Source organism: Citrobacter sp. CK202, assembly GCF_030333225.1.
In the GTDB taxonomy this organism is placed as follows: domain Bacteria; phylum Pseudomonadota; class Gammaproteobacteria; order Enterobacterales; family Enterobacteriaceae; genus Citrobacter_B; species Citrobacter_B koseri.
Genome location: NZ_JAOWGI010000007.1, coordinates 26596 through 46928, shown reverse-complemented (window position 1 = coordinate 46928; position 20333 = coordinate 26596). Strand labels below are relative to the sequence as shown.

The window sequence follows — 20333 nt, the reverse complement described above, 5'->3', positions numbered from 1 at the left end:
ATTTGAACAGGGCAGAGACTAACGGCAGAAAAAATTGTTTGGGAGACGTGAGGTTAAGTTAAAAAAAACATTAGCCCACGTAGTCACATACTGGAGGCTATTATGAAGGGAAATGATGTTGGTACTCTTTTTAATGAGTTGAATAACGTTTTTGAACTCAAGCTTGATGAATTGAAAAAAGGGGGAGGGATTTCGACTAAAAAATATCAAGAGGATGTTCTAAGATTTTGTGAAGATAGGGAAGCGGAATATGGCTCTGAATATTTCCTGGAACAAAGCACACAGTTTCTGAAAAGTGAGGCAGATTTCATCCGGGTTGATACTGTCTTACAGGGAAGGTTCGATAAGTATCTATACCTGTCGCTATGTTATTACCATCTGGCCTCTATTGTGGCGGGCAGTGGGCGTATAACCGATGGGTGTAAGTACCTTCAGGATGCTATGTGTTTTTATGGGAAATGGCAGGGAAGCAGAGAACATAAGGAGTGGGTTGACGAGAAGAGAAAAATAGAAGAGGAGCGGCTTGAGAATGCCAAAGAAAGTATCAATGAAAAATACATACCTATTAAAATAGAAATAATCCGTCTTTTGCATTTGAAAACGCCTTCAGAAAAATGGATTTCAATACCGAAAGCAATAGCAGGTATTCAGAAAGAATTAGAACTGTTCCTTAAAAATGAACTGAAAGATAAGGCCTCAAATTTGGATGCCAGTAATCTGGAGAGAACAATAAAAGGCTGGCTTAAAAAAGATCGCTATTTAGAATTTGCATTTTCTGAGGTTGTTGTAAAAAAATAAATAATCAGGAAGTTTTTACCTGTCCCAGTTAATCGCTTTCTGTTCTGGCGTGTAGTAAATGCGCATTCTTTGTTTCATGGTAACGCCCTCCTTGTTAAGGAGGGCTTTGCATCGACCAGTTGAACTCACAGCGAGAAGCGGAAGTTGGCATTTTGGCGTATCCAGTGCTGTGGAAATTGGTCACAACTATCATTAGTGCAATTTCGATTACTGGTATTTTTTGAGAAAAAGGCAATTTTTTACTTGCCCGAATAGTATTGATAGGTAATTAATTGATACACTAGGGTTTTATGTAACTGGTAGCTAAAAATGTCTGGTGGTCAAAACAGTAACAACGGTAGAACAGAAGTCGTCAAAGCATCCTTAAGCGCTGGCAGCACGCTCTTGGTAGCGGTAATCGCAGCCATTGGCGGAATAATTGGTTCATACTTCACTGGTTCAAAGCTAGTAGAAAGTACGAGTGTGCCAGCATTTATAAATGCCAGAACAATTTGTATCAATGCGGTTAATGAGGATGAGTATAAATTTCGCGAAAGAGCATCTAGCTTATTGACTGCCGTAGCTGCGTTTGATGCGGATAAATCTCTCTTATATCAACCTAATCATAATCAACTTTATCAACCCGCCAAATCAGCTATTACGCAGGCTATGTCCATCAGTACATATTCTTCAGAACGTCTTTCAGTGCTTGCGATAAACATTGCGACATCTATAAAAATACTTGCAATTGCTGATGTGAATTATGGTGCATCAGGTGATGCTTATAAGATGCTGTCATCCTCTATGGGGGAATGGCCTGAAGCATATGATGAATTTATGAAAACATTCGATATCAAACGAGCTGCTTGCAATTTTGATGAGTCAATCCATAAATCAGAAAAGTGATATTCATCAGACTCTATCCTATTTATATCCGTAATCCTTCAAGCGGCTTATGCGCTGGCTGCACTTGTTCACCCCAGCCACTTACTTGAGTAAGCCCTTGAGGATTCTCGAGTTTGACACCTTTAAGCGACTCGAATTATTTTGGGTATACATGTTTCTTAGTGCAAAGAAAAGTTGTCAATGCCCGCTCCAGGCACGGCGCGGACAGAATAGCTGGGCTGTCAGGTCGGCTATGTGCAAGGAGCGGACCAAGACCTAGATAACGTAATACCCGGCCACATCACCAGCGTGACCTGGGGGCGTTCACCAAAGACGTGAGCCACGAGCGTCCTGCGTATCCGGTCATAAGCATTAAACACCAGCGCTGACGTGATTGAGCCCCGACATAGCTGCACTGTTCGTCCATTCCATCGCAGACAATGACGTCACAGTCTGGTTGTATGCACGAGGTTACTGGCTGCGGCCTGAGTATTTAGAGAGCATTAAGCACTTGCCGCTTAAACCTGTCGTTAAAGATCGAGATTGCCAAATTCTTCGTAGTGGTCAATCAGCCGTTGTTGGTAGGTCTCGTGGTCCTCGGTAAGGATATTTTGGTCGTTGTATGTCCCGTACAGGAAGAAGGCCATCACGGTCTGCTGCGCCTTATCAACACCGTGGTCTTCAATCTTGAGTAAATACTTCGCAATGTAAATCCGACAGATGTCTTGGAGCAGAAGTGCGACAGCGCCCGCTACACGTAAAGATGCCTCAGGAGATTCCGCGATGTTCAATTTGAACGAGCCTGAGTGCGCAACTGAATTACGAAGGACGTTCAGCCATTTGAGTCGCTTCAGCGTTTCCTCATCTGGATTTTCTGGATACATGCTACCGGCCTTCAAAAAGGCAGCGAGCTTGGCAAGCGCTGATTCATTCGCAACGTTTGACAAACGCGGCATGATGTCATTAATAAGATCCTGACTTACACCAGCTTTTTCCAGATGCACCTTAAACGCCTGGCCCGCAGCCTTGACCTCCGTTTTTACTTCCTTAGTATAACGATTGGAGCCCGATACGCTGTACCACCTGGTGTTCAGTCCATCGAGCGCAGCCGATGCCATCGCAATTTTCACGCCGACATTGCTATTCGTCATTGCCAAAAGCACCGCTTCCATCGCTTCTCCAGCCCCAGCTTCTCGCAAAACAGGAAGCAGTGCCCAGTCGATCACTGGGTGAGCACGGAAGAAATTTTTGCTGGTAATAGCATACCCAGGTGACACCGGCAAGTGCGGCTTGGCACCATTTTCAATCAGAATATGGCGACCGCTAAGAAGCGAAAGAATGACCGATAGATCGTAGGCACCATTCACCCATGGATTGTCAGGCAAGAGTACGGAGGCATGATCTAGCTCTTCATGCTCCGCAACAACAGCTGTAACGCTCCAAGTGCCAGAGCTGGAGGGTTCCTCTGTCACGGTTCGCTTGAACCCGGAAGAATCGAAGGCATCCCTAAAAACGAGCCGTTTTGACCGAGCAAAGCCCCCCCCAATGAGCTCCTTGCTGACAGTTATTCTGTAGGGGCCAATGAAAAAACTCCCCTCAGAGGTGAGGTGGTGCTCGAAGTTGAAAATATCTCGAAATCCGGTTTGCTCAACGCTCATATACATCCTTAGTTCTTGCGGTGTAATCTGTTGACCTCTCCTCTCCACCAAGAGGCCAATGCTGCAGAACAGCCCTTAAATTAGCACAATCCCGCATTTTCATCTTTCAAAAAGCTTTTTAGTTTCTGGTGCTTTGTCCAGTTAGACGATGATACCAGTGAACTCACTAATTCACTTCTGGGAATACTTTAGTCAATCATAATGGTCATCAACTTCCGCTCCTGGCACTAAGCGGGCTAGCCAACCAAGTCGAAGGTCCGTAGTGAGCGAGGTGCGGAAGTTTGGAATGCATATTTACATCGAGGTATCTTGAGTTATAGGAAGCAGGTCAGTGGTGCCAGCTCACACTTATAAGTCTCTTCTTCTTATTCTCGCTCAATTGATCAAGTTGCCGAGCGATGCTTCACGTTGAGTAGGCAAAACCGATATACTGGCTTGCAATTGCAATAGAGCTCTTTTAGTTAGCTTACGAAGCCAGTTGAACAGCAGGCAAGATTAGCACCCGCTTTAATTTGCTTGGTCTGCGCAAACAGTGAAGCTTCTAACAAAAGGACGCTTGGTATATGCATTCTTGGGAGATAGTGTGCGATGAGTAAGCTGTTTTTCCGTCTGGCGGCATGGCGCGCTCCTCGTCGCGCGAAGTCCAATGCTGATGTGACAAGGAACGAGCGGCCAGACGGAGGGATCGGGGCGGAGGCACCGATTCGAACAGCATCTGAAGATCGCCTTAGAAGGACCGAGTTTGCGGCTCGTATAGCTGACGTGCTTTCGGAGCTCAGTTTGCGCGAAGGTCGAGTGTTCGCTATTCGCGGGGGATGGGGCTTCGGCAAATCATCACTGAAAAACCTCATCACCGAAAGGCTCGATGCCAAGAGCAGCGGAGCGGACTGGCTCGACTTTAACCCTTGGCAATGGGGGGACGGCGACGCAATCGCCCGCGCGCTATTTGGCCAGATAGCAGATTGCTTGGGAGGCGAGCATTCGAAGGCAGCACTCGACCGTGCCGAAGCACTGCGACGCTACGGCTCGATCCTCGCCGGGGCCGGTAAGCCTCTTAAAGAGGTTGGGAGTTCAGGACTTCTAATCTCGACGGTGCTAACAAATGCCTCGGTTATAGCGATCGCGTCGGCCATTGGATTTGACCTTCCGACGGTCGCAAAGATTGCGGCTGTTCTTGCCTTTCTCTCGGTCGGAGTACCTCTCGTCGGGCGCGTACTATCGCATCTCGGGCGCGACCATCGCGGCGAGTCTCTCGACAAGGTACGCAGATCGCTTGAAGCTCGTCTTCGCGAACTTGACCGGCCATTGGTTGTCTTCGTCGACGACATTGACCGGCTCGAGCCAGAGCAGATCAGGATGCTGCTTCGGCAGGTAAAGGCGAATGCTAATCTACCGAACATTGTTTTTGTGCTCCTATTTCAGCCCAGTATCATAGAACGGGCACTCGATCCGGTCGCTGATGACGACGGGCGAGCCTTCCTTGAGAAGATCGTGCAGGCTAGCTTTGACCTACCGGCCGTCCCGGCATCGTTTGTACATCGTATGTTCGAGGAGGAACTCTCTAAAATAGCGGGCCCATACGCGATCGAGGAAAATGGGTTCTCTCAGAGACGCTGGGGTAATGCTTGCATTGGCTGCATTCAGCCCCTGATTCGCAACATGCGCGATGCACGTCGTCTCATCTCGTCCATTGCTGTACACATGCCACTGCATGTAGTTGGCAACGTATTCGAGGTGAACATTGTAGATTTTCTGCTTCTGGAGACACTCCGGGTTTTCGAACCAGATCTCCATGATGCACTGTTCCGGGAGCGAGGGTTGGTTCTCCAGGAAGGGCGATTCTCCCATGATAGCCGACGGAAGATAGACCAGGCAGCGGCTAAGGAGCTTCTTGAGATTGTGTCGGAGGATCGCCGCGATATCGTTCGTGACGCGCTCAAAAACCTATTCCCTCCCCTCGAATGGGCATATGGAGGGACGAACTATGCAGACGGCTTCCATCGCCAGTGGTTGACGGAGAAACGAGTATGCACATCGCGCTACTTCCCACGTTACTTTGAACTTCAGACGACGGTCGGAGAAATGTCTGAGCGCCGTTTTGTTGATTTTCTCGATGCAACCGCGACAGAGGACGAGCTCTCTGCGGCAATCTCTGTAGTCGAAGCTGACGGCCTGCTGAATTCGCTCGTTGCGAGGCTCGATGAATCCGTCGACCGATTACCGTCCGAGAACGCTGCTGTTCTGCTCCCTGGGATGTTCGGACTCGCTGAAAAACTCGCAGGCGCGAACAGCGGCACCTTCGACTCGTCATATGTGGCAGCATGGCGAGCGACAAGTTGGTACCTGAAGCGGATTCCTGAGGATGTTCGAGGCGGTTTGGCTCTCGAAGCACTCCGTAAAACAGAAGCGCTTTCCGTTGCCTCGCTCCTGATTCATCTCAACGATCCTGCCGATCGGAATGAGGGTGAATCCTTCGATCCTGCGCTCGATCTAAACACCGTTGCGGCAATGAAGGCTGAATGGCTGCGGTTGATAAGGGACCGCGCTGCAGACGGCGACGCGCTGATCGCCGAGCCGGATCTTATATCTCAGCTCTATCGCTGGAAAAACTATACAGATTCAATGGGCGAACCACGAGAGTGGATGATGAAAGCAATTCAAACCGACCAGGGTTTCGCAACCATAGTCACACGCCTGATGAGCAGAGGTATGAGCCATACGCATGGTGATCGTGTCTCCACGCCGCACAACAGTTTCAACAAAGAGACAATTGAAGATTTTATCGGCATTGATGTAGCGAAAGCCAAGTGTGATGCGATTAACCCCGCCCAGTTCCCTGAGCACGAAGAGGCCCTGCGAACGCTGTTTCGATATCTCGAAAAGTGGCTTGGATTGAGGGCAAACGACATTTTCGATTTCTAGAAGGTAGCTCCTGCTGATGTAGAGACATCAATTTGAGTATTAACCGAAACTGAGAACTAAGCCTAAGTACCTCTGATGGGCGAATGTCATGATGTACGAGGCAAACACCAATCTGGCGGCCATAAGACAAGATTAAAGCCCGGTGTTTATTACCAGTCGGGCGATGGATAATGTGTCTTTAGGCATAGTGTGGGGCCGCGGTTTAGGTTGCTAGCTTTCATTCAAACCGCTGTTCCCGCTCACTATCTTCCCGTTGTTCACGTTCTTTTTGACGTTCGATCCTATGAATTATTTTTTCATGCACGATTCTAGCTGCTTTAGCGATATCTGGTCGTTCATGCTTGCTCAACATACCGAAAGCATCAGCTCTTAGTTGCATTATATTTGCCAAACTTCCAGTCCAGGATGATGGGCTAATGCTTTCAGCAAAGGACTCCAGCACAACCATTGGTTCAGGTGAGGCCTCTAATAGAGCGAAAGCTGCTTCCTGCATGGTGGTTACACTCTTTTCATCATCTTTCACCCAAAGTGTTATACCTTTTGCAATAGCAGGCCAAACATTGGGATCATTTCTGGCGCGGCACCATTGAATTAAAACGTCCACATCAATTTTAGAAAGAGGCAACCGGCGTAAGCTTCCGTGGCCGATAAAAAATAATCGCCGCTGCTGCTGTTTTTCGTTGCCCTTAAAAACATGATCGAGAAATGCTTCTGGCATCAATACGGCAGTCTTTTCAATGGTTTTTCCAAATGAGCTAAAGTATCCATAATGCTCATCTACAACAGAAAAAATCGTGTTCAGCCACTCCTGTTTTTCTGACTCATAACCACCAAATCGCAGAGCAGCACTAACGACACGTTCCATACGATAATCGGTAGACCCACCTGAATCGCGTTGATCTCTTTGGACTCTCAGCATCGCAGCTTTTAGACCGATCTTTCGCAGGTCAGGACCAAGCGTATCTACAGCATCCTCCTTACGATGTAACTTCATGCTTAAAGAATCCAAAACTACATCGTCACCATTTTTTTTACTCAACATCTGATGAGTGAGTTCAATAATGCGGGTTACAGGTAAATTAGCATACTGTTCTCTCCACAAAATTGGTCCATATAAGTGCGGGCTTATTTCAGGATCATCCAGAAGTGCCATACAGCGATTCAGGTCAGTTTCTGTAAAAATCCGCCTAGGATGCAGGCTAACAATTACCCGCTTAAGTTCTGGGTGTTGTGAACATTGATCGAGAAATTCTTGCGCTAATGTAGGAGTAACAGCATCTGTTTGTTCGATGAAACCGGCAAAGACAGCAAAATCTTTGTTAACTACTGGATACTGATCAAGTTGGTCAACAAGCTGCTGCCACCCCATTTGCAAATCATTTGCCCCTGCTGCTAATCCCTTACCAAATGCAAAGCGATAGGACATCCCATCGGTAGAGAACAAATTTGGGTTCAGCTCGTCGAGCTTATGGTTTGATATCGCAAAATCCCGCCCTAATTGGATAGCCTTGGCTTCGAGTCGTTTCTCAGCCTTGCTATATTTTTCAACATCCTCATGATCTAAATCAGCATCAAGCGCCCAATAGTCGCCCCCTTTACTTAGTACATAAATCATTATTTCCGGCACTAAGTCGTTAGGTTCCAGTTCCTTCTCCAATGCAGTAAGGCTTTCAGGTACCGCCTCGAAACCCTCAGCGTTTTTACGCCTTGTATAGTCGAAATAGATCATTGAACGGATGGCTTTCCAACCATCTCCCCAAGGGGAGTAAACATGCAATTTACGCGCTGCATCGACGAGTTTTTCCCTCATCATTTCCTGGTGCCAAAGGCCTCGAAATGCGTCAGCCAGGTTCATACGAGCTGAAGCTTCAATTTCAGAACCACCGGATGTGCCCAGCTGCACAGCAACGTCAATGAACGCACTACGCCACTCCACAAGCTCATCATAGGAGGGTTCAGAACCATAATCTCTGGGGCGAGCACCAAACTCGTTCACCCCAACGCCTGTCCAGTGTGAGCCTTCCAAAGCAGTAGATAACATTTTGAACCCCAGCGCTCTGCGGCCGGTTACGCCCGATGAGAAACATTCCTTCATCAGCATGATTCGCTGGTTTAAAGAAGCATGAGTACCAGACAAATACGCCTGGAAAAATCTCACGATCTTGCCTTGAGCTGAGTCATGATTGTCGCTCTCGCCTTCATAGTCTGCCATACGGATCAGAAGCCTGGCACATCTGTCAAAGGCGTTAGATTCGTATGCCAACGATTGTAAAAGATTGAGAATGGCTAGCCGCCGCGGATCATAAGTCGGTTCAATGCCTTTAAAGTCAGGCGCGGTAAGTTCTGCTTCAATCCGGTTTAACAAAGCTTCAGGAGCGACCGGACCGATATAATCCAATATTCGCACCGACTCTTCGTCCAACGTTAGAATTTGCCCAAGTAGTCCTTTAGGCTGAAGCCAGGCTTCAACAATCTCTTTTGCAACAGGGTGGTCATGCAATAACCCCAGTCGATGCGCAAATGAAAGTAATAAACGCTCTCGCTCTGGCGCTTCAAAGGCAGCCCTAAGTTGATCAACCGGGATACTATCAAGTGCAGATGCTGCCAATTTGTTAGCAATTGCATGGGGAAGGATGGCTCTCCAGTGGGATCTTTTCTGAATAACGTGACGTTCCATCAACTTCGTAACAGCTTTGAATAACTGGATTTTGGGATACCCAGAGAGCGCCCCCAATATTTCCAGTTCATCGGTAGCAGCATCTGTACTAGATACCGAGAACGAATACACCAGTGACAATATTTCAGCTTGCTCCCTTAAATGGCCGTCGGGATGATTACGTTGTTCAAACAAGCGATTAAACAACTGTGCATCTGAAAGTAGGGCTAAACTCTCACCTTCCTCCACTCTCTCCGCTATAGCCAAAGCAACTCTTGCATTCCCATCTGCGAACTCAGCAATCCGACGGGCATTATTCTGACCAATAGAAGGGAAGCGACGGATAAGAAGTTGCTCTGCCACCTCCGGACCATCTGTCTCAATGTGGATGACCTCAGTTGTTTGTGGTTTGTCACCCCTAATGTCGTACTCGATCGTAATGAGTCTTACTTCTTTTCCTGCAGCTGATACCTTGCTGGCAAGTGAAGCGTGTAGTTCTTGTGGGCAATTATCAAGGATTATGATTGCTCGTCGGCTCTCTGCAATCAGCTTATCAAGCATTGCGGTAGCCGACGGTAGTGGCTCAGAACCAGTATCGGCATAAATCGCCAGTGTCCGGTCTAGCGCATCTGTTCCAACAGTTGCATCGAAGAGTGCCTGAACGATTCGGGTCTTTCCAACTCCAGACAATCCTGTAATACGAACCGCCTTATTCGTCGAACGAATAAGTGCTCGCATTGGGCTAATTGCTTCAGCAATTCTGAGTTTTTGCCCCTTTCCCGACGGTAAAGTAATGGTTACACCTGGGGCTGAGATTAAAGTGTCTGTAACACCTTGTGGTGGATTGCTCCACGCACCGTATGGTTGCCAACCAGAATACCCTTGTCCAAGCTTCCCTTTAACCCACAGCATGACTGACGGGTGTTGGCGTAACCATTGAATGAGTTTAGATCGGTCGTAGAAATCAAGATGAAGATTACTTTTGTTAGGATCATCTTTTACTGCGTCCCTCATGGCTTTGAGACGCTCCGCTTTTCCTGATGGCGAGCAATCATCACTCAAGCTGACAATGATGTAGCTACCTTGCTTTCTGGCTTGTTCAGAGATGATGGGAGAAAGCGCTTTGCCAGTACCCATTTCCTTCTCAATTGAAGCCTTTGGCATTCTATGTTTCTTTGCCTGAAAAACCGTATCAGGCCTTACAAGAAAGCCTGCCTTCAGTTGATCAACTGGAACCTGAACTTGGATATCAATTCCACCGTCAGGCGCTGTAATTGAACCAGACCAATTTACACACGCAGGACTATGGTCATGCATTGCCACTTCAGCTTCCGCTAGCCGAGCAATCAGCTCTTCTAACTGAGTATCCGAGAGCCGAAGTAGCTCGTCCTTTTCAATGTCAAAGATTGCCACGCCTTCACCTTAGTAAAAAATTTCTGCCATTGTTCATACTTTGAGCTCACTTAAAGCCGAGTAACTTCTATCCATTCTCCAAATATTCAGCTTTCATACATCGTTCGTTTGGGTTGATATCATGTGAGTAAAATTAAAATACAACCGGCGTCATTTTCGTTTCCCTGATGTTATTCAAAACTATCAGCTTCACCTTTCTTCATTAGGGCATCAGATGCGGCAACAACTTCTTCTTTCAACTTCTCATGCCACAACCAGAGCACGGCGCTATATAGTAGACGTTGATCGTCTGGTGAAACTGAGATTATCGCCTGAGTGGCCTGTATCAAGGACAAGCTGGTGCACTGAATCGGCTCTAACAGCCCTTCATTAGATGGTCCGCATAGCAAGAGATCTTTATTTGAAAGCGATGTACCGAGCTTGAAACCAATGCTGTCAATTCCTGCATGAACATACTGGTTGGAAAAGCCGTAGTGCGGCCGTAAAAAGTCCAGCTCGACAAATTCCTCAATATCACTAAAGCGAACCTTAGTTCTGGCACTGGGTTCTTTTCCTAAAGCTTTTGCGGCCCAACCTAATTCATTGCCGAAACCCGCTTCATACTTACCAACGATGTCATTTCTTTCGAGATCAAACCGACTTAAATCTTCTGGTGAGAAAGAAGTAAAACCCAACTCTTCACTATATTTATTATAGCGATTAGCAGCTTTTCGCCTCTGTATGCTCTGAAAATCCGTGAATCTTTTCGCCAGGTCTTCGTCGCCTTCTGCGATAAATATCAATATGGCCGTGGTTTCATGGAGCGTTCTCCAACGGGCCATTGCACCGTCTGCAAAGCCCCCCTTTAGAAGATGAGATATCTCGCAGGAAACCTGGACAGCACGTGCGTGCAGTCGGGTGGTTATGTTCAGTTTTGCGGACATTTCTCCAGAACCGATGCGATACTCACTGTTTACCTCATTACCGATTTCAGTACAGCCATAAATTAATGCATCCAGCCGCTTTAAAGGGGACTCCCATGTTGTAAATAGTCTTCCTCTAAATGCATCTAAATTTTCGTAATGGTCCTTTAATACATCCCCTTTAGCCTCATCCAAATACTCGAACATGTTCAAAGCAACCAAATGCTCTATGTCTTCAGAATGCGTATCTAACCACTCAGCCATCTCTGCGGGAGACATATTGCCGCTACCAGCCACATCCTGTATCTGAGAAAGTACTTTTTTGTTTAACAAGTTCAGTTCCTTAGAGAGGGTCAGCACTCCGTCGATGTAGTAATGTGGATTTACGTCGACACTAAACGCGTAACTTTTAAGCGTCTACTGAAAGCGAAAAGCAAACCTTACGCAATCTTTTTTAAGAGATTTCTCGCTATGATGTTAAATACTATTACTTTTGTGGGTTTTAAGCAGCGGGGAACTTGGTGTTATGAAGTCCAGAATCGGGCCAAACGGAGTGCATTTCTTCGATCGAAATACAGGTTTGAACATCCTATTAGACGAATTGCACCCTCAGGGGGCAGTTTGGTCGATGTCTCCCCGTCAAGTCTCAATAGCACTCACCAATCTTTGCGATCTCCATTGCGCGTACTGTTTTACGCCCAAACACAAGGCAGTGCTGCATACTGACCAAGTACTTAGCTGGTTAAAGGAATTGGATACTGAAGGATGCCTCGGCATCGGCTTTGGCGGAGGGGAACCAACTCTCCATCCAGATTTCGTCGAAATATGCAAACGGGCTGCCGGGGAAACTCAGCTTGCCGTGACATTCACGACCCATGGTCATCGTTTGTCGCAACAATTAGTTAAACACCTCAAAGGTTCAATTCACTTCGCGCGTATTAGCGTTGACGGGACAGGCAGTACCTATGAAGAACTGCGCGGAAAACCTTTTGCCAACTTACTTAAGGGAATTGAATCGATTGCAACATTGTCGCCCTTTGGAATAAACGTCGTGATAAACGAACGTACAGTCTTTGAGCTTGATGCAGTAACTGAACTGGCGCAACAGTTTGGAGCTAGTGAATTGCTGTTATTGCCTCAGCAAGCAACTAACACGGTCGCAAGTATGAATGAAGTGGTCGGCCGAGAGCTTAAGAACTGGGTCTCCAATTATAGAGGAGAGGTTCGACTTGTAGTAAGTGAGGTGGGAGCGTCAGGACTACCCATATGCGATCCTCTTCCTGATGAAACTGGCCTTCGAGCCTACGCGCACATAGACGCTTCCGGCATATTGCGTATGAGTTCTTATTCAACCACCGGTGTGGATATTGGCGAAACCGGTATTCTGTCAGCGCTAAAGCGACTTCGAAATACCTTAGAGATGAAATAAGGGGCACAGTAATGAAAATTTGGAACGGATATGGTTCTGAGCATTCGATGAACTTAGTTCTCATTGGGAAATTCAAACTAGAGCAAGATGCAGAGAAGGTCGAGAAGGATATCAGCAAGCTCAGAACTCAAGCTGAAGAAGATGATTGTTACTCCATCCCTTATGATGAGCCAAAGAATCAACGGTTTTCAGATGGGATGCTCTCATTACTTCGCACATTAAAACTCAACACTTTAGGACCAACTGATCTTGGCCAATTCGTGTCGGATCATTACCTAAGTCGTGAAGGCGATAGAATAACAATAACGACTGATGAGGCAGAGGTATCCGCGTTCGTGAAGCTTTTTATCGAAGCCGGCGCAAAGGTTGAAGTCTTCTCTGCGCATGACTATCCGTCCGATTCCGACGACGCAAACTAATAGGGAAATGCCGATGCCTGAAGCAAATTGGGATGTATTCAGCAACTTACCCGGTGCAGCAGATGAAAATTTTGAGAAACTTTGCCGTGCTTTGGTTCGTCGACATTACGGATGTTTCGGGCGCTTCAAGCAACTCGCAAACCAGCCAGGCGTAGAATTCCACCTTGAGTTGACCGAATCTTGTGCTCTCGGAGCACCGCCATGCTGGATTGGCTGGCAATGCAAATGGTATGAATTGACAAATGGACAAGGTTTGGGAGCCCAACGCCGTAAGATAATTGTTGAGGGTATCGAGAAGACGCGCAAATATGTTCCAGGCGTAACTAATTGGAAACTCTGGACACGCCACACTCTGACAAAAGATGACCAAGAGTGGTTTTTCGCACTGGAGAAAGATAGTTTCCCTGAACTTAAGTTGGAGCTGTTGACTGCTGAGGATATAGAGGAACTTCTCGTCGGACCTGGAGCACTATTTCGAGAGACTTACTTCGGTGAACTTGTTCTGACACCAGCGCTACTTGCTGAGCAGCATAAGCTCGCTGCGGCTCCGTTCAAACGCCGTTACCAACCAGAAGTTCATGTTGCCGTCGCAGCCGAGGAGAAGGTTCTTAAGCATTTGGGTGCCCAGAGTGTATGGAAATCGTTAGAGACGCTCGCCAGTTCCCTTAAGATAAATTGTTCGGAAATTGCTTCATTAACAGGTCAACTCAAAACTGAACTCAAAGCCGAAGTTGACTCACTATTGGCTAGAGCCAACGAATCGGCCGATCTGCTAAATGACCTGCACACCGCACTCGGCAGCGGTGACTTTGACGCCATAAAAAATATGCTGGCTACTAATCCTCCTCAACCGGTGCGCTATGACAGGCTACTCTCGAAGTTGCGAGGAGCTCGTTCAGATGGAGCACCGTTAACCGCAAATCTGGTTGCGGATATCCATGCACTTTCATCGGTGATGCTCAGTCTGGAACAGTCGATCAGCGTTCGAGCCGTAGCCGTTCTTGCAGCTGCAGGAGAAGGAAAATCCGAGCTTGCCGTTAAGGTGACGGAGCCAGATGGAGATTTCCCCGGTGGTATCTTGCTACTGGGCAAGAACCTTCACGCAGGCCAGGGTCTTGACGATCTTGTGTCTGCTTTCAAAATATCTGGCAGACCTGCGGAAAGCTTCGACCGATTGGTTGAGGCCGTTGATGCGGCAGGTCAACGCGCAGGCAAGCGCATCCCTATAGTCATTGACGGTCTGAATGAAGCAGAAGACCCAAGAAACTGGAGAGATGAACTCGCCCGAGCGCAAGAGCTTCTGGAGGGCTTTCCGTATGTCCTGCTGGTTGTCACTCTACGTAATGAGTTCGCGCCGATGTGCCTGCCAGAGGACTTTCCTCTAGTTGAGCACAACGGATTCCAAGAAGCCCCGCAGCAGGCCATTGAGAAGTACTTTGAGTACTACAGGATCGATGCCACTGACGCGGATCTGCCAATCGAGTTCTTGCAGCACCCATTGACGCTGAAAATCTTCTGTGAGGTGGCGAACCCTCGGCGCCAGCACCTTGTCGGGGTGGAGGCGCTGCCCAGTTCGCTTACAAGCCTATTCGATGCGCACTTCGACAAGGTAGCTGCACGAATTGCTGAGCTTTCACCGGCGGCGCATCGTATCTATCAGGAAGAAGTGCAAGATGTACTACTAACGATCGCGGAGCTCCTTTGGGATGGCAACGCGAGAAGCGTGGAGTTCCAAACGGCACGGGCGGCAGTTGGAGACGTAGGCCGTTGGGACGTCAGCATCATTCGTGCGCTGGAGTCCGAAGGCGTACTCGTTCGAACGACTTCAGGAGAAGGCGTCCAGGGCATCGCGTTTTCATACGACCTGATGGCCGGACATATGATGGCGCATCACCTGCTTGCTAAACTTGACTTGGTGCATTGGCTGCAAAGCAACGAGGGACTCGCGCAGTTTCAATTCCGTGAGTCTGGGTCGCACACTTATGCCTATGACGTATTTCGGGCTTTGGTGGGCCTCTATCCGCAACATCGTGGCCGCCGCTCGCTTTGGCAAGACTTGCTAGACGAGAATCTAATCATGAACGCCCTGTTGTTGACGGCACAATCGGACCCACGTCATATCAGTCGGGAAACGGTTGAACGGTTTGCATGCGCGATGCAGGAATCAAAGCCGTTTGCACGATTAGCTTTCAAGAGACTTCGGAGCACCAGGGCAGCAAGAGCGCATCCGTTTGACATGGATTTCACACATGGCGTGCTCTTGGCCATGCCAAATACGCAGCGAGACCTGTTCTGGTCTGAGTGGGTTAGAGAGAGACCTAAGGAAATTGAAGATGACTTTAATTTCCTGTCGTCCCGATGGAAATCGAGTGTTCTAGACGAGCGAGATACTCGTAGGGCACGATGGGTGATGTGGACGTTGACTTCAACGATCCGAAGCCTGCGCGACTTGGCCACCAAGACCTTGTATGAATTCGCAATCAAGCGGCCAAGAGAGTTTTTCGGGCTGGCTGTCGAGTCGATTGCCGTTTCAGACCAATATGTCCCCGAGCGAATGTTCGCCGCAGCCTACGGTGCGGCTTTGACCACTTGGTCGGATATGAATGCGGTGGAGATGCGTGAAGCACTACCCCAAGTTGCTCGTGAGATCTATGAATCGATGTTCGCACCTGGCGGGTCGCATCCTACTTGGCATGCCCTATATCAGCAGTACTGCCTGGGAACCATTGCCATCGCAAGGATGGTTGATCCGGCTTGCTTGTCTGAGGACGAGGCAAAGAACCTGCTTCCTCCGTTTAGCCATCTGCCTAATCCGTTTGATGTCTTGCCGCATTACGACTTGGCAGTGCTCGAACGTGCAAAAGACGCAGCGATTCAAATGGACTTCGGCAACTACACGATAGGGAGACTTATTCCAGATCGCTGGAACTACGATGATAGCAACCCAGAATATCAACGGGTGCTGTCGGCAATTGTTTCGCGAATGCTGATGCTTGGTTATGACCCTGAGCAGTTTGAAGCTGTTGATCGGCAAATGTACTCCGGTTCTCGTATGGGAGATGACAAGCACAAAATCGATCGATATGGCAAAAAGTACGGCTGGATAGCTTACTTCGAGATGTGGGGAATACGATACGCACAGGGCCTCCTTTCCGAAGACCGCAGTGCTCGTCCATCGGATGCAGATATCGACCCGACGTTCCCGCTAGACGCTGTGAGCATTGATTTGCCACTTCCAGCCTTGTTCAGCGAACAGTCGTCAGATGATGGTGATTGGATCATGAGAGGTCCGCAACCTGACTACCGAGGCATCCTCGAGATCACTGAAGTTGATGGCAAGACGGGGCCGTGGGTCCTGCTTGACGCTTTTCTTGAACAAAATGCTCCTGCGGATGACAGACAGGTCTTCACTTTTCTACGAGGGGTATTTGTAGATAGCCAAGAAGTTGACAATCTTTGTAGGTTGTTCACTGATCTTGAATACCCTGGCAACAGCGCCATCCCTGATGCTCCTGGCCACTATTACACCTATGCGGGTGAGATGCCTTTCTCGTCGATTCCGGGGCTGCTAGTCGCAAATGAACTAGAGGATGATAGCGATGAAAATTTGGTGTCCGCAGAGAGATGGTCAGGCAATGGCGTTCCGGTAGATATCACAGTTCAGGGCTACAACTGGGAGAGTTACCATAGCTTGGAGAACCAAAACAGTGGTGCAAGCCTGCCCTCAAAGCAACTTTGTGAGGCTTTGAATCTCAGGTACCGTGCGAATAAATGGGATTTGCATGATGCTACAGGTGTGGCATCACTTTACCGCAAAGTTGGCGAATATGATTCGGGAGTCAGTGGCTCTGTCAGCTATCTACGTCGTGATCTACTTGACCGCTACTTGATGCAATCCGGTAAGGTATTGGTATGGCTTATGTGGGGAGAGCGTGGTTTTCATTATCGGTCCAACAAGACGCGCAATTTGCACAGGTATTACGTGAATCACCAACATATTCACAAGAGTATTCATGTCCATCAGATTGTCTCGAGTATGAGCAACACTCATATTGCGAACGGAGCCACCATATGAGTTACGTCTTCAGAAATCTCTCATCCGCAGACTTTGATGATCTTGTTAGGGATCTTATTGGAAAAGAAGAGGGGTTTCGCTTCGAGGCATTCTGTGCTGGACCTGATGATGGTATTCGTCGTTGAAAGAGTCTGAGCAAGATATGTTTGACGATAGCGCCCTTCATGATCTTTTCATCACTCTTCTGGATGGCTAGGCTAACTTGGCAAAGTCGGCTGAAAATGCCAGATGACTTGTAAAGCAGTTATGTGGTCTTCGAGTTCGAATATTAAAGTAAACGCGTCACTCAGAATGAGATCGTTATCATCGAGCGCCATCTATACTCTTAACCCCTTAGTAAGATTGAGATAGTCATATCTCATTAAGACTGTGCCAGTTTAATCAAAGTAATGATCGCAGATGTAATGCGTGAACAGGGGAAACTGCCCACCAAATATAGTAGGTTGGATGTCCTATGTACTGAAAATCCCCCCTTGGGATTAAGAAAACTTATTTCAATTTTGAGATGACGAACACAGATTTTTGTCTAACCATATGAAATATTTAAATTTAATTTTTTAACGAAAATGGCAAACTTGGACAGGAAGGTAATCTTGCAAATTACAGTCACTCTTAATTTTACAGCTGCTGAAGAAGCAGAGATCGCAGCTATACTTGGATGCAACATTGCAGATCTAAATAATCAGCTAAACACTTGCGCAACAGCATCACTCAAAGAATATCTTACTATGTTTAGAGGGCAAAAAGTCTTCAAACGTGGAAGTGACATGCTCGAGTATAGATTACTATTATTGATTGAACACACATTTAACGGCGAAATTCCAGATGAACGGACAGTCAGTAGTCTGTTCCAAACGACTTTGACTGAAAGTCGTTCACTGATTAAATCTGTAATTTCGAAATTTCAATATCAATTACGTCCACATATTGACAATACTCTTAAAGCAACTCTCGGGCGAGCTGCACGTCAGAACAATACCCAGGATTATACCGTTGTCATAAATAGCCAAAATGTTGTGAATGAATTGAATAAAGTTTTAGCTGACATTGATGGCAGTCTTTCAGCAGTAATAAAGAAAAAGGGTAGTGTATCGACATTTGAAATACCACCTTCATCTTACAATCAGCTTTGTGCAAAGTTTCAAATTCCAGCGAATCCATAAATATAATGAGTGATCTACTTTCCGCTTCAAGTTTACTCATGGCAATTGCTGCTATTCTTTTTAGTCTTTGGTATTCTGAGATTACGAAAGCTCTCGACATAATCCCAAAGCGGTATAAAGAGGATAACGTTGCTGCACGTGCTACGGTTTCTGGTGTTTTGTTATCAAAAGCACTTCCCGTTGCATTAATGGCTCTCATAATAGCTGCGATATTTTTACCTGATACAATTAATTTAATTGGAGAGTCTCTAAATACACTCTATGAATTGGGGGGCGGGGCGATTAAAAGGTATAATGCTGTAAAAACTGCCTATTGCTTTGTATCACTTCTTTCACTGACTTTGGCCTTATACATGTGGGTGTTAGTAGTAAAGTTATTCATGTTACGAAAAAAATTGAGTTAGCTTACAGTCTCGTTTTAAAAATAGATTGATTTGAAGAAGCTGCAGCTCGCTTCAGGTGAGGGGTATGTATCCAGGCAAAACAGGGCTATTTGCATTTTGGCTGGAGCTATCATAAAACGTTGGTTACGAGATGTTGAAAGTGTTAAGCAAGCTTTTGATGCGAATATAGGCATAAAAAATAATCATCTATTAACCGGAGTTACAGATTTGAATGAAAGATATAAACGCCTCTTTGAGGCGCTTATATAAATGTTAACCGACAAGCCTTATGCCTCGAATACCGTCTCCAATAATAGTTCCACGATCTGCTGAGATAACAAAGTCAGCCCACCATTGCATCATCGGACGGCGCTGCTCAAGATAGTCGCTCCGATTGTATGCCCGTCGTACCTCATTCTTATCCACATGGGCCAGCGCTGCCTCAATAACATCAGGTGGAAAATCCTGCTCATTAAGGGCCGTACTAGCAATAGATCGCAGTCCGTGTGAAACAAGCACCCCACCAAAACCTGCGCGTTTTAGCGAAGCGTTAACCGTCTGGCTATTCATTGGCTGGTTGGGCTTGATACGGCTAGGGAAGATAAATTCCCGGTTGCCGCTTAACGGCTTCATCATTTCCAATATCGCAATTGCTTCATCTGACAATGGAACAGTGTGGTCACGGTTCATTTTCATGCGTGATGCGGGGATTTTCCATTCTCGCGCTTCCAGATCCACTTCATCCCAGCGAGCCTCAGCTGCTTCGGCTGGGCGAGTGATTGTAAGAAGCTGCCACATGAACAAGCATCGTGTTGACTGGATAATGTTGGCATTACGCATAGTCTGCATGAGTTGAGGTAACTGATCCGGGCGGATGCTTGGCATGTTCTTCTTCTGAGGCTTCTCAAAGGCTTTGCCAATATTGACGCTAGGAACCGCATCAATTAGGCCAGTATTTTGAGCATAAACCATGACTTCATTGATTCGTTGGCACAGGCGACGGACGGTTTCCAGCGCTCCTCTGGCCTGAACCGGTTGAACGGCCTGAACCAGTGTATGAGCTTTAATATCTGTAATACTGATATCGCCAATCGCTGGTAAAACATCTCTCTCCAGCGAGCGCCAGATATCCTCTGCGTAGTCCTCGGTCACACTGGCTTTCTTCACATTCCACCAACGTTCAGCTACGAGTTGGAAAGTGTTGGTTTTGGCTTCAAGTGAACTGCGGAGTTGTTCTTGCTGATGCTCCTGAGGATCGATTTGTTTTGCCAGGAGAACGCGAGCCTCTGCCCGGTAGCTTCGTGCATCAGCAAGGGTAACTGATGGGTAAGCCCCAACACTTTTTTTCGCACGTTTCTTCGTGACAGGGCGAATGTAGCGAAACTGCCAGATTTTACTGCCGCTTGATTTGATGAGTAGCTCAAGGCCATCGCCATCATAGAGAACGTAGTCCGCTTCCTTGGGTTTGGCGGATTCAATTTCCTTGACGGATAAAGGTTTGGTTTGTCTTGCCATTGTTGGGTTTCCATAGTTTTAGGCACCTCAAAAACAATAATGCTTTATGAGGTGCCTAACAAGGTGCCTAAAAGGTTCGGATTTAATTAGTTTGCTTCAGACTCAGCAGGACAAATTGAGGGCACAAAAAAGCCCG

The 20333-nt window shown here is 47.1% G+C and carries 12 protein-coding genes and 1 pseudogene; 8 read left to right on the top strand and 5 right to left on the bottom strand.

The genetic code is table 11. From position 1 onward, the window contains the following. Positions 1-102 precede the first annotated feature (102 nt). Positions 103-798: a hypothetical protein gene (locus OGX84_RS00235; protein ID WP_286457175.1), complete on the top strand. Its 696-nt coding sequence runs from the start codon at positions 103-105 to the stop codon at positions 796-798. 309 nt (positions 799-1107) lie between these two features. Then, positions 1108-1683: a hypothetical protein gene (locus OGX84_RS00230; RefSeq protein WP_286457174.1), complete on the top strand. Its 576-nt coding sequence runs from the start codon at positions 1108-1110 to the stop codon at positions 1681-1683. Positions 1684-1967: 284 nt separating this feature from the next. On the opposite strand, the pseudogene OGX84_RS00225 reads toward OGX84_RS00230, so the two are convergent. Both OGX84_RS00225 and OGX84_RS00220 read right to left on the bottom strand, forming a co-directional pair. Next, positions 1968-2152, bottom strand: a pseudogene (locus tag OGX84_RS00225) (IS1 family transposase); the annotation flags it as partial. A gap of 40 nt (positions 2153-2192) precedes the next feature. Continuing rightward, positions 2193-3320 carry a hypothetical protein gene (locus OGX84_RS00220; RefSeq protein ID WP_286457172.1) on the bottom strand — a complete coding sequence of 376 codons (1128 nt, stop codon included), beginning with the start codon at positions 3318-3320 and terminating at the stop codon, positions 2193-2195. Positions 3321-3908: 588 nt separating this feature from the next. Here OGX84_RS00220 and OGX84_RS00215 point away from each other — a divergent pair. Beyond that, positions 3909-6242: a KAP family P-loop NTPase fold protein gene (locus tag OGX84_RS00215; RefSeq protein WP_286457170.1), complete on the top strand. Its 2334-nt coding sequence runs from the start codon at positions 3909-3911 to the stop codon at positions 6240-6242. Positions 6243-6459: 217 nt separating this feature from the next. Here the strand turns inward: OGX84_RS00215 and OGX84_RS00210 are convergent, their stop codons facing one another. Together OGX84_RS00210 and OGX84_RS00205 are read right to left on the bottom strand one after the other, a co-directional pair. Beyond that, a complete protein-coding gene (locus OGX84_RS00210; protein WP_286457168.1) occupies positions 6460-10311 on the bottom strand; it encodes a hypothetical protein in 3852 nt (1283 codons plus the stop codon). Positions 10312-10481: 170 nt separating this feature from the next. Continuing rightward, positions 10482-11546, bottom strand: coding sequence for a DUF5677 domain-containing protein (locus tag OGX84_RS00205; protein ID WP_286457166.1), 1065 nt, complete (start codon positions 11544-11546; stop codon positions 10482-10484). A 193-nt stretch (positions 11547-11739) separates the two neighbouring features. Here OGX84_RS00205 and OGX84_RS00200 point away from each other — a divergent pair, with 193 nt between their 5' ends. The 5 genes from OGX84_RS00200 (at position 11740) to OGX84_RS00180 (ending at position 18703) form a co-directional block, all read left to right on the top strand. Then, positions 11740-12642, top strand: coding sequence for a radical SAM protein (locus tag OGX84_RS00200; RefSeq protein WP_286457163.1), 903 nt, complete (start codon positions 11740-11742; stop codon positions 12640-12642). An 11-nt stretch (positions 12643-12653) separates the two neighbouring features. After that, on the top strand, positions 12654-13061 hold the full coding sequence (locus OGX84_RS00195) for a DUF6375 family protein (protein WP_286457160.1): 408 nt from the start codon (positions 12654-12656) through the stop codon (positions 13059-13061). Positions 13062-13074: 13 nt separating this feature from the next. Beyond that, on the top strand, positions 13075-17136 hold the full coding sequence (locus OGX84_RS00190; RefSeq protein ID WP_286457158.1) for an NACHT domain-containing protein: 4062 nt from the start codon (positions 13075-13077) through the stop codon (positions 17134-17136). A 593-nt stretch (positions 17137-17729) separates the two neighbouring features. Then, a complete protein-coding gene (locus OGX84_RS00185; RefSeq protein WP_286457156.1) occupies positions 17730-18299 on the top strand; it encodes a hypothetical protein in 570 nt (189 codons plus the stop codon). 5 nt (positions 18300-18304) lie between these two features. Beyond that, entirely contained in the window at positions 18305-18703 is a 399-nt protein-coding gene (locus OGX84_RS00180; protein WP_160179900.1) for a hypothetical protein, read from the top strand. Positions 18704-18955: 252 nt separating this feature from the next. On the opposite strand, the gene OGX84_RS00175 is transcribed toward OGX84_RS00180, so the two are convergent. Then, complete coding sequence (locus tag OGX84_RS00175) at positions 18956-20197, bottom strand: integrase (RefSeq protein WP_286457154.1); 1242 nt, start codon at positions 20195-20197, stop codon at positions 18956-18958. Positions 20198-20333 lie beyond the last annotated feature (136 nt).

What these genes read in the sequence shown, in the direction of transcription:
- OGX84_RS00235 (WP_286457175.1), top strand. Translation starts at nt 103, where the DNA reads ATGAAGGGAAATGATGTTGGTACTCTTTTTAATGAGTTGAATAACGTT.
- OGX84_RS00230 (WP_286457174.1), top strand. Translation starts at nt 1,108, where the DNA reads ATGTCTGGTGGTCAAAACAGTAACAACGGTAGAACAGAAGTCGTCAAA.
- OGX84_RS00220 (WP_286457172.1), bottom strand. Translation starts at nt 3,320, where the DNA reads ATGAGCGTTGAGCAAACCGGATTTCGAGATATTTTCAACTTCGAGCAC.
- OGX84_RS00215 (WP_286457170.1), top strand. Translation starts at nt 3,909, where the DNA reads ATGAGTAAGCTGTTTTTCCGTCTGGCGGCATGGCGCGCTCCTCGTCGC.
- OGX84_RS00200 (WP_286457163.1), top strand. Translation starts at nt 11,740, where the DNA reads ATGAAGTCCAGAATCGGGCCAAACGGAGTGCATTTCTTCGATCGAAAT.
- OGX84_RS00195 (WP_286457160.1), top strand. Translation starts at nt 12,654, where the DNA reads ATGAAAATTTGGAACGGATATGGTTCTGAGCATTCGATGAACTTAGTT.
- OGX84_RS00190 (WP_286457158.1), top strand. Translation starts at nt 13,075, where the DNA reads ATGCCTGAAGCAAATTGGGATGTATTCAGCAACTTACCCGGTGCAGCA.
- OGX84_RS00180 (WP_160179900.1), top strand. Translation starts at nt 18,305, where the DNA reads ATGAGTGATCTACTTTCCGCTTCAAGTTTACTCATGGCAATTGCTGCT.
- OGX84_RS00175 (WP_286457154.1), bottom strand. Translation starts at nt 20,197, where the DNA reads ATGGCAAGACAAACCAAACCTTTATCCGTCAAGGAAATTGAATCCGCC.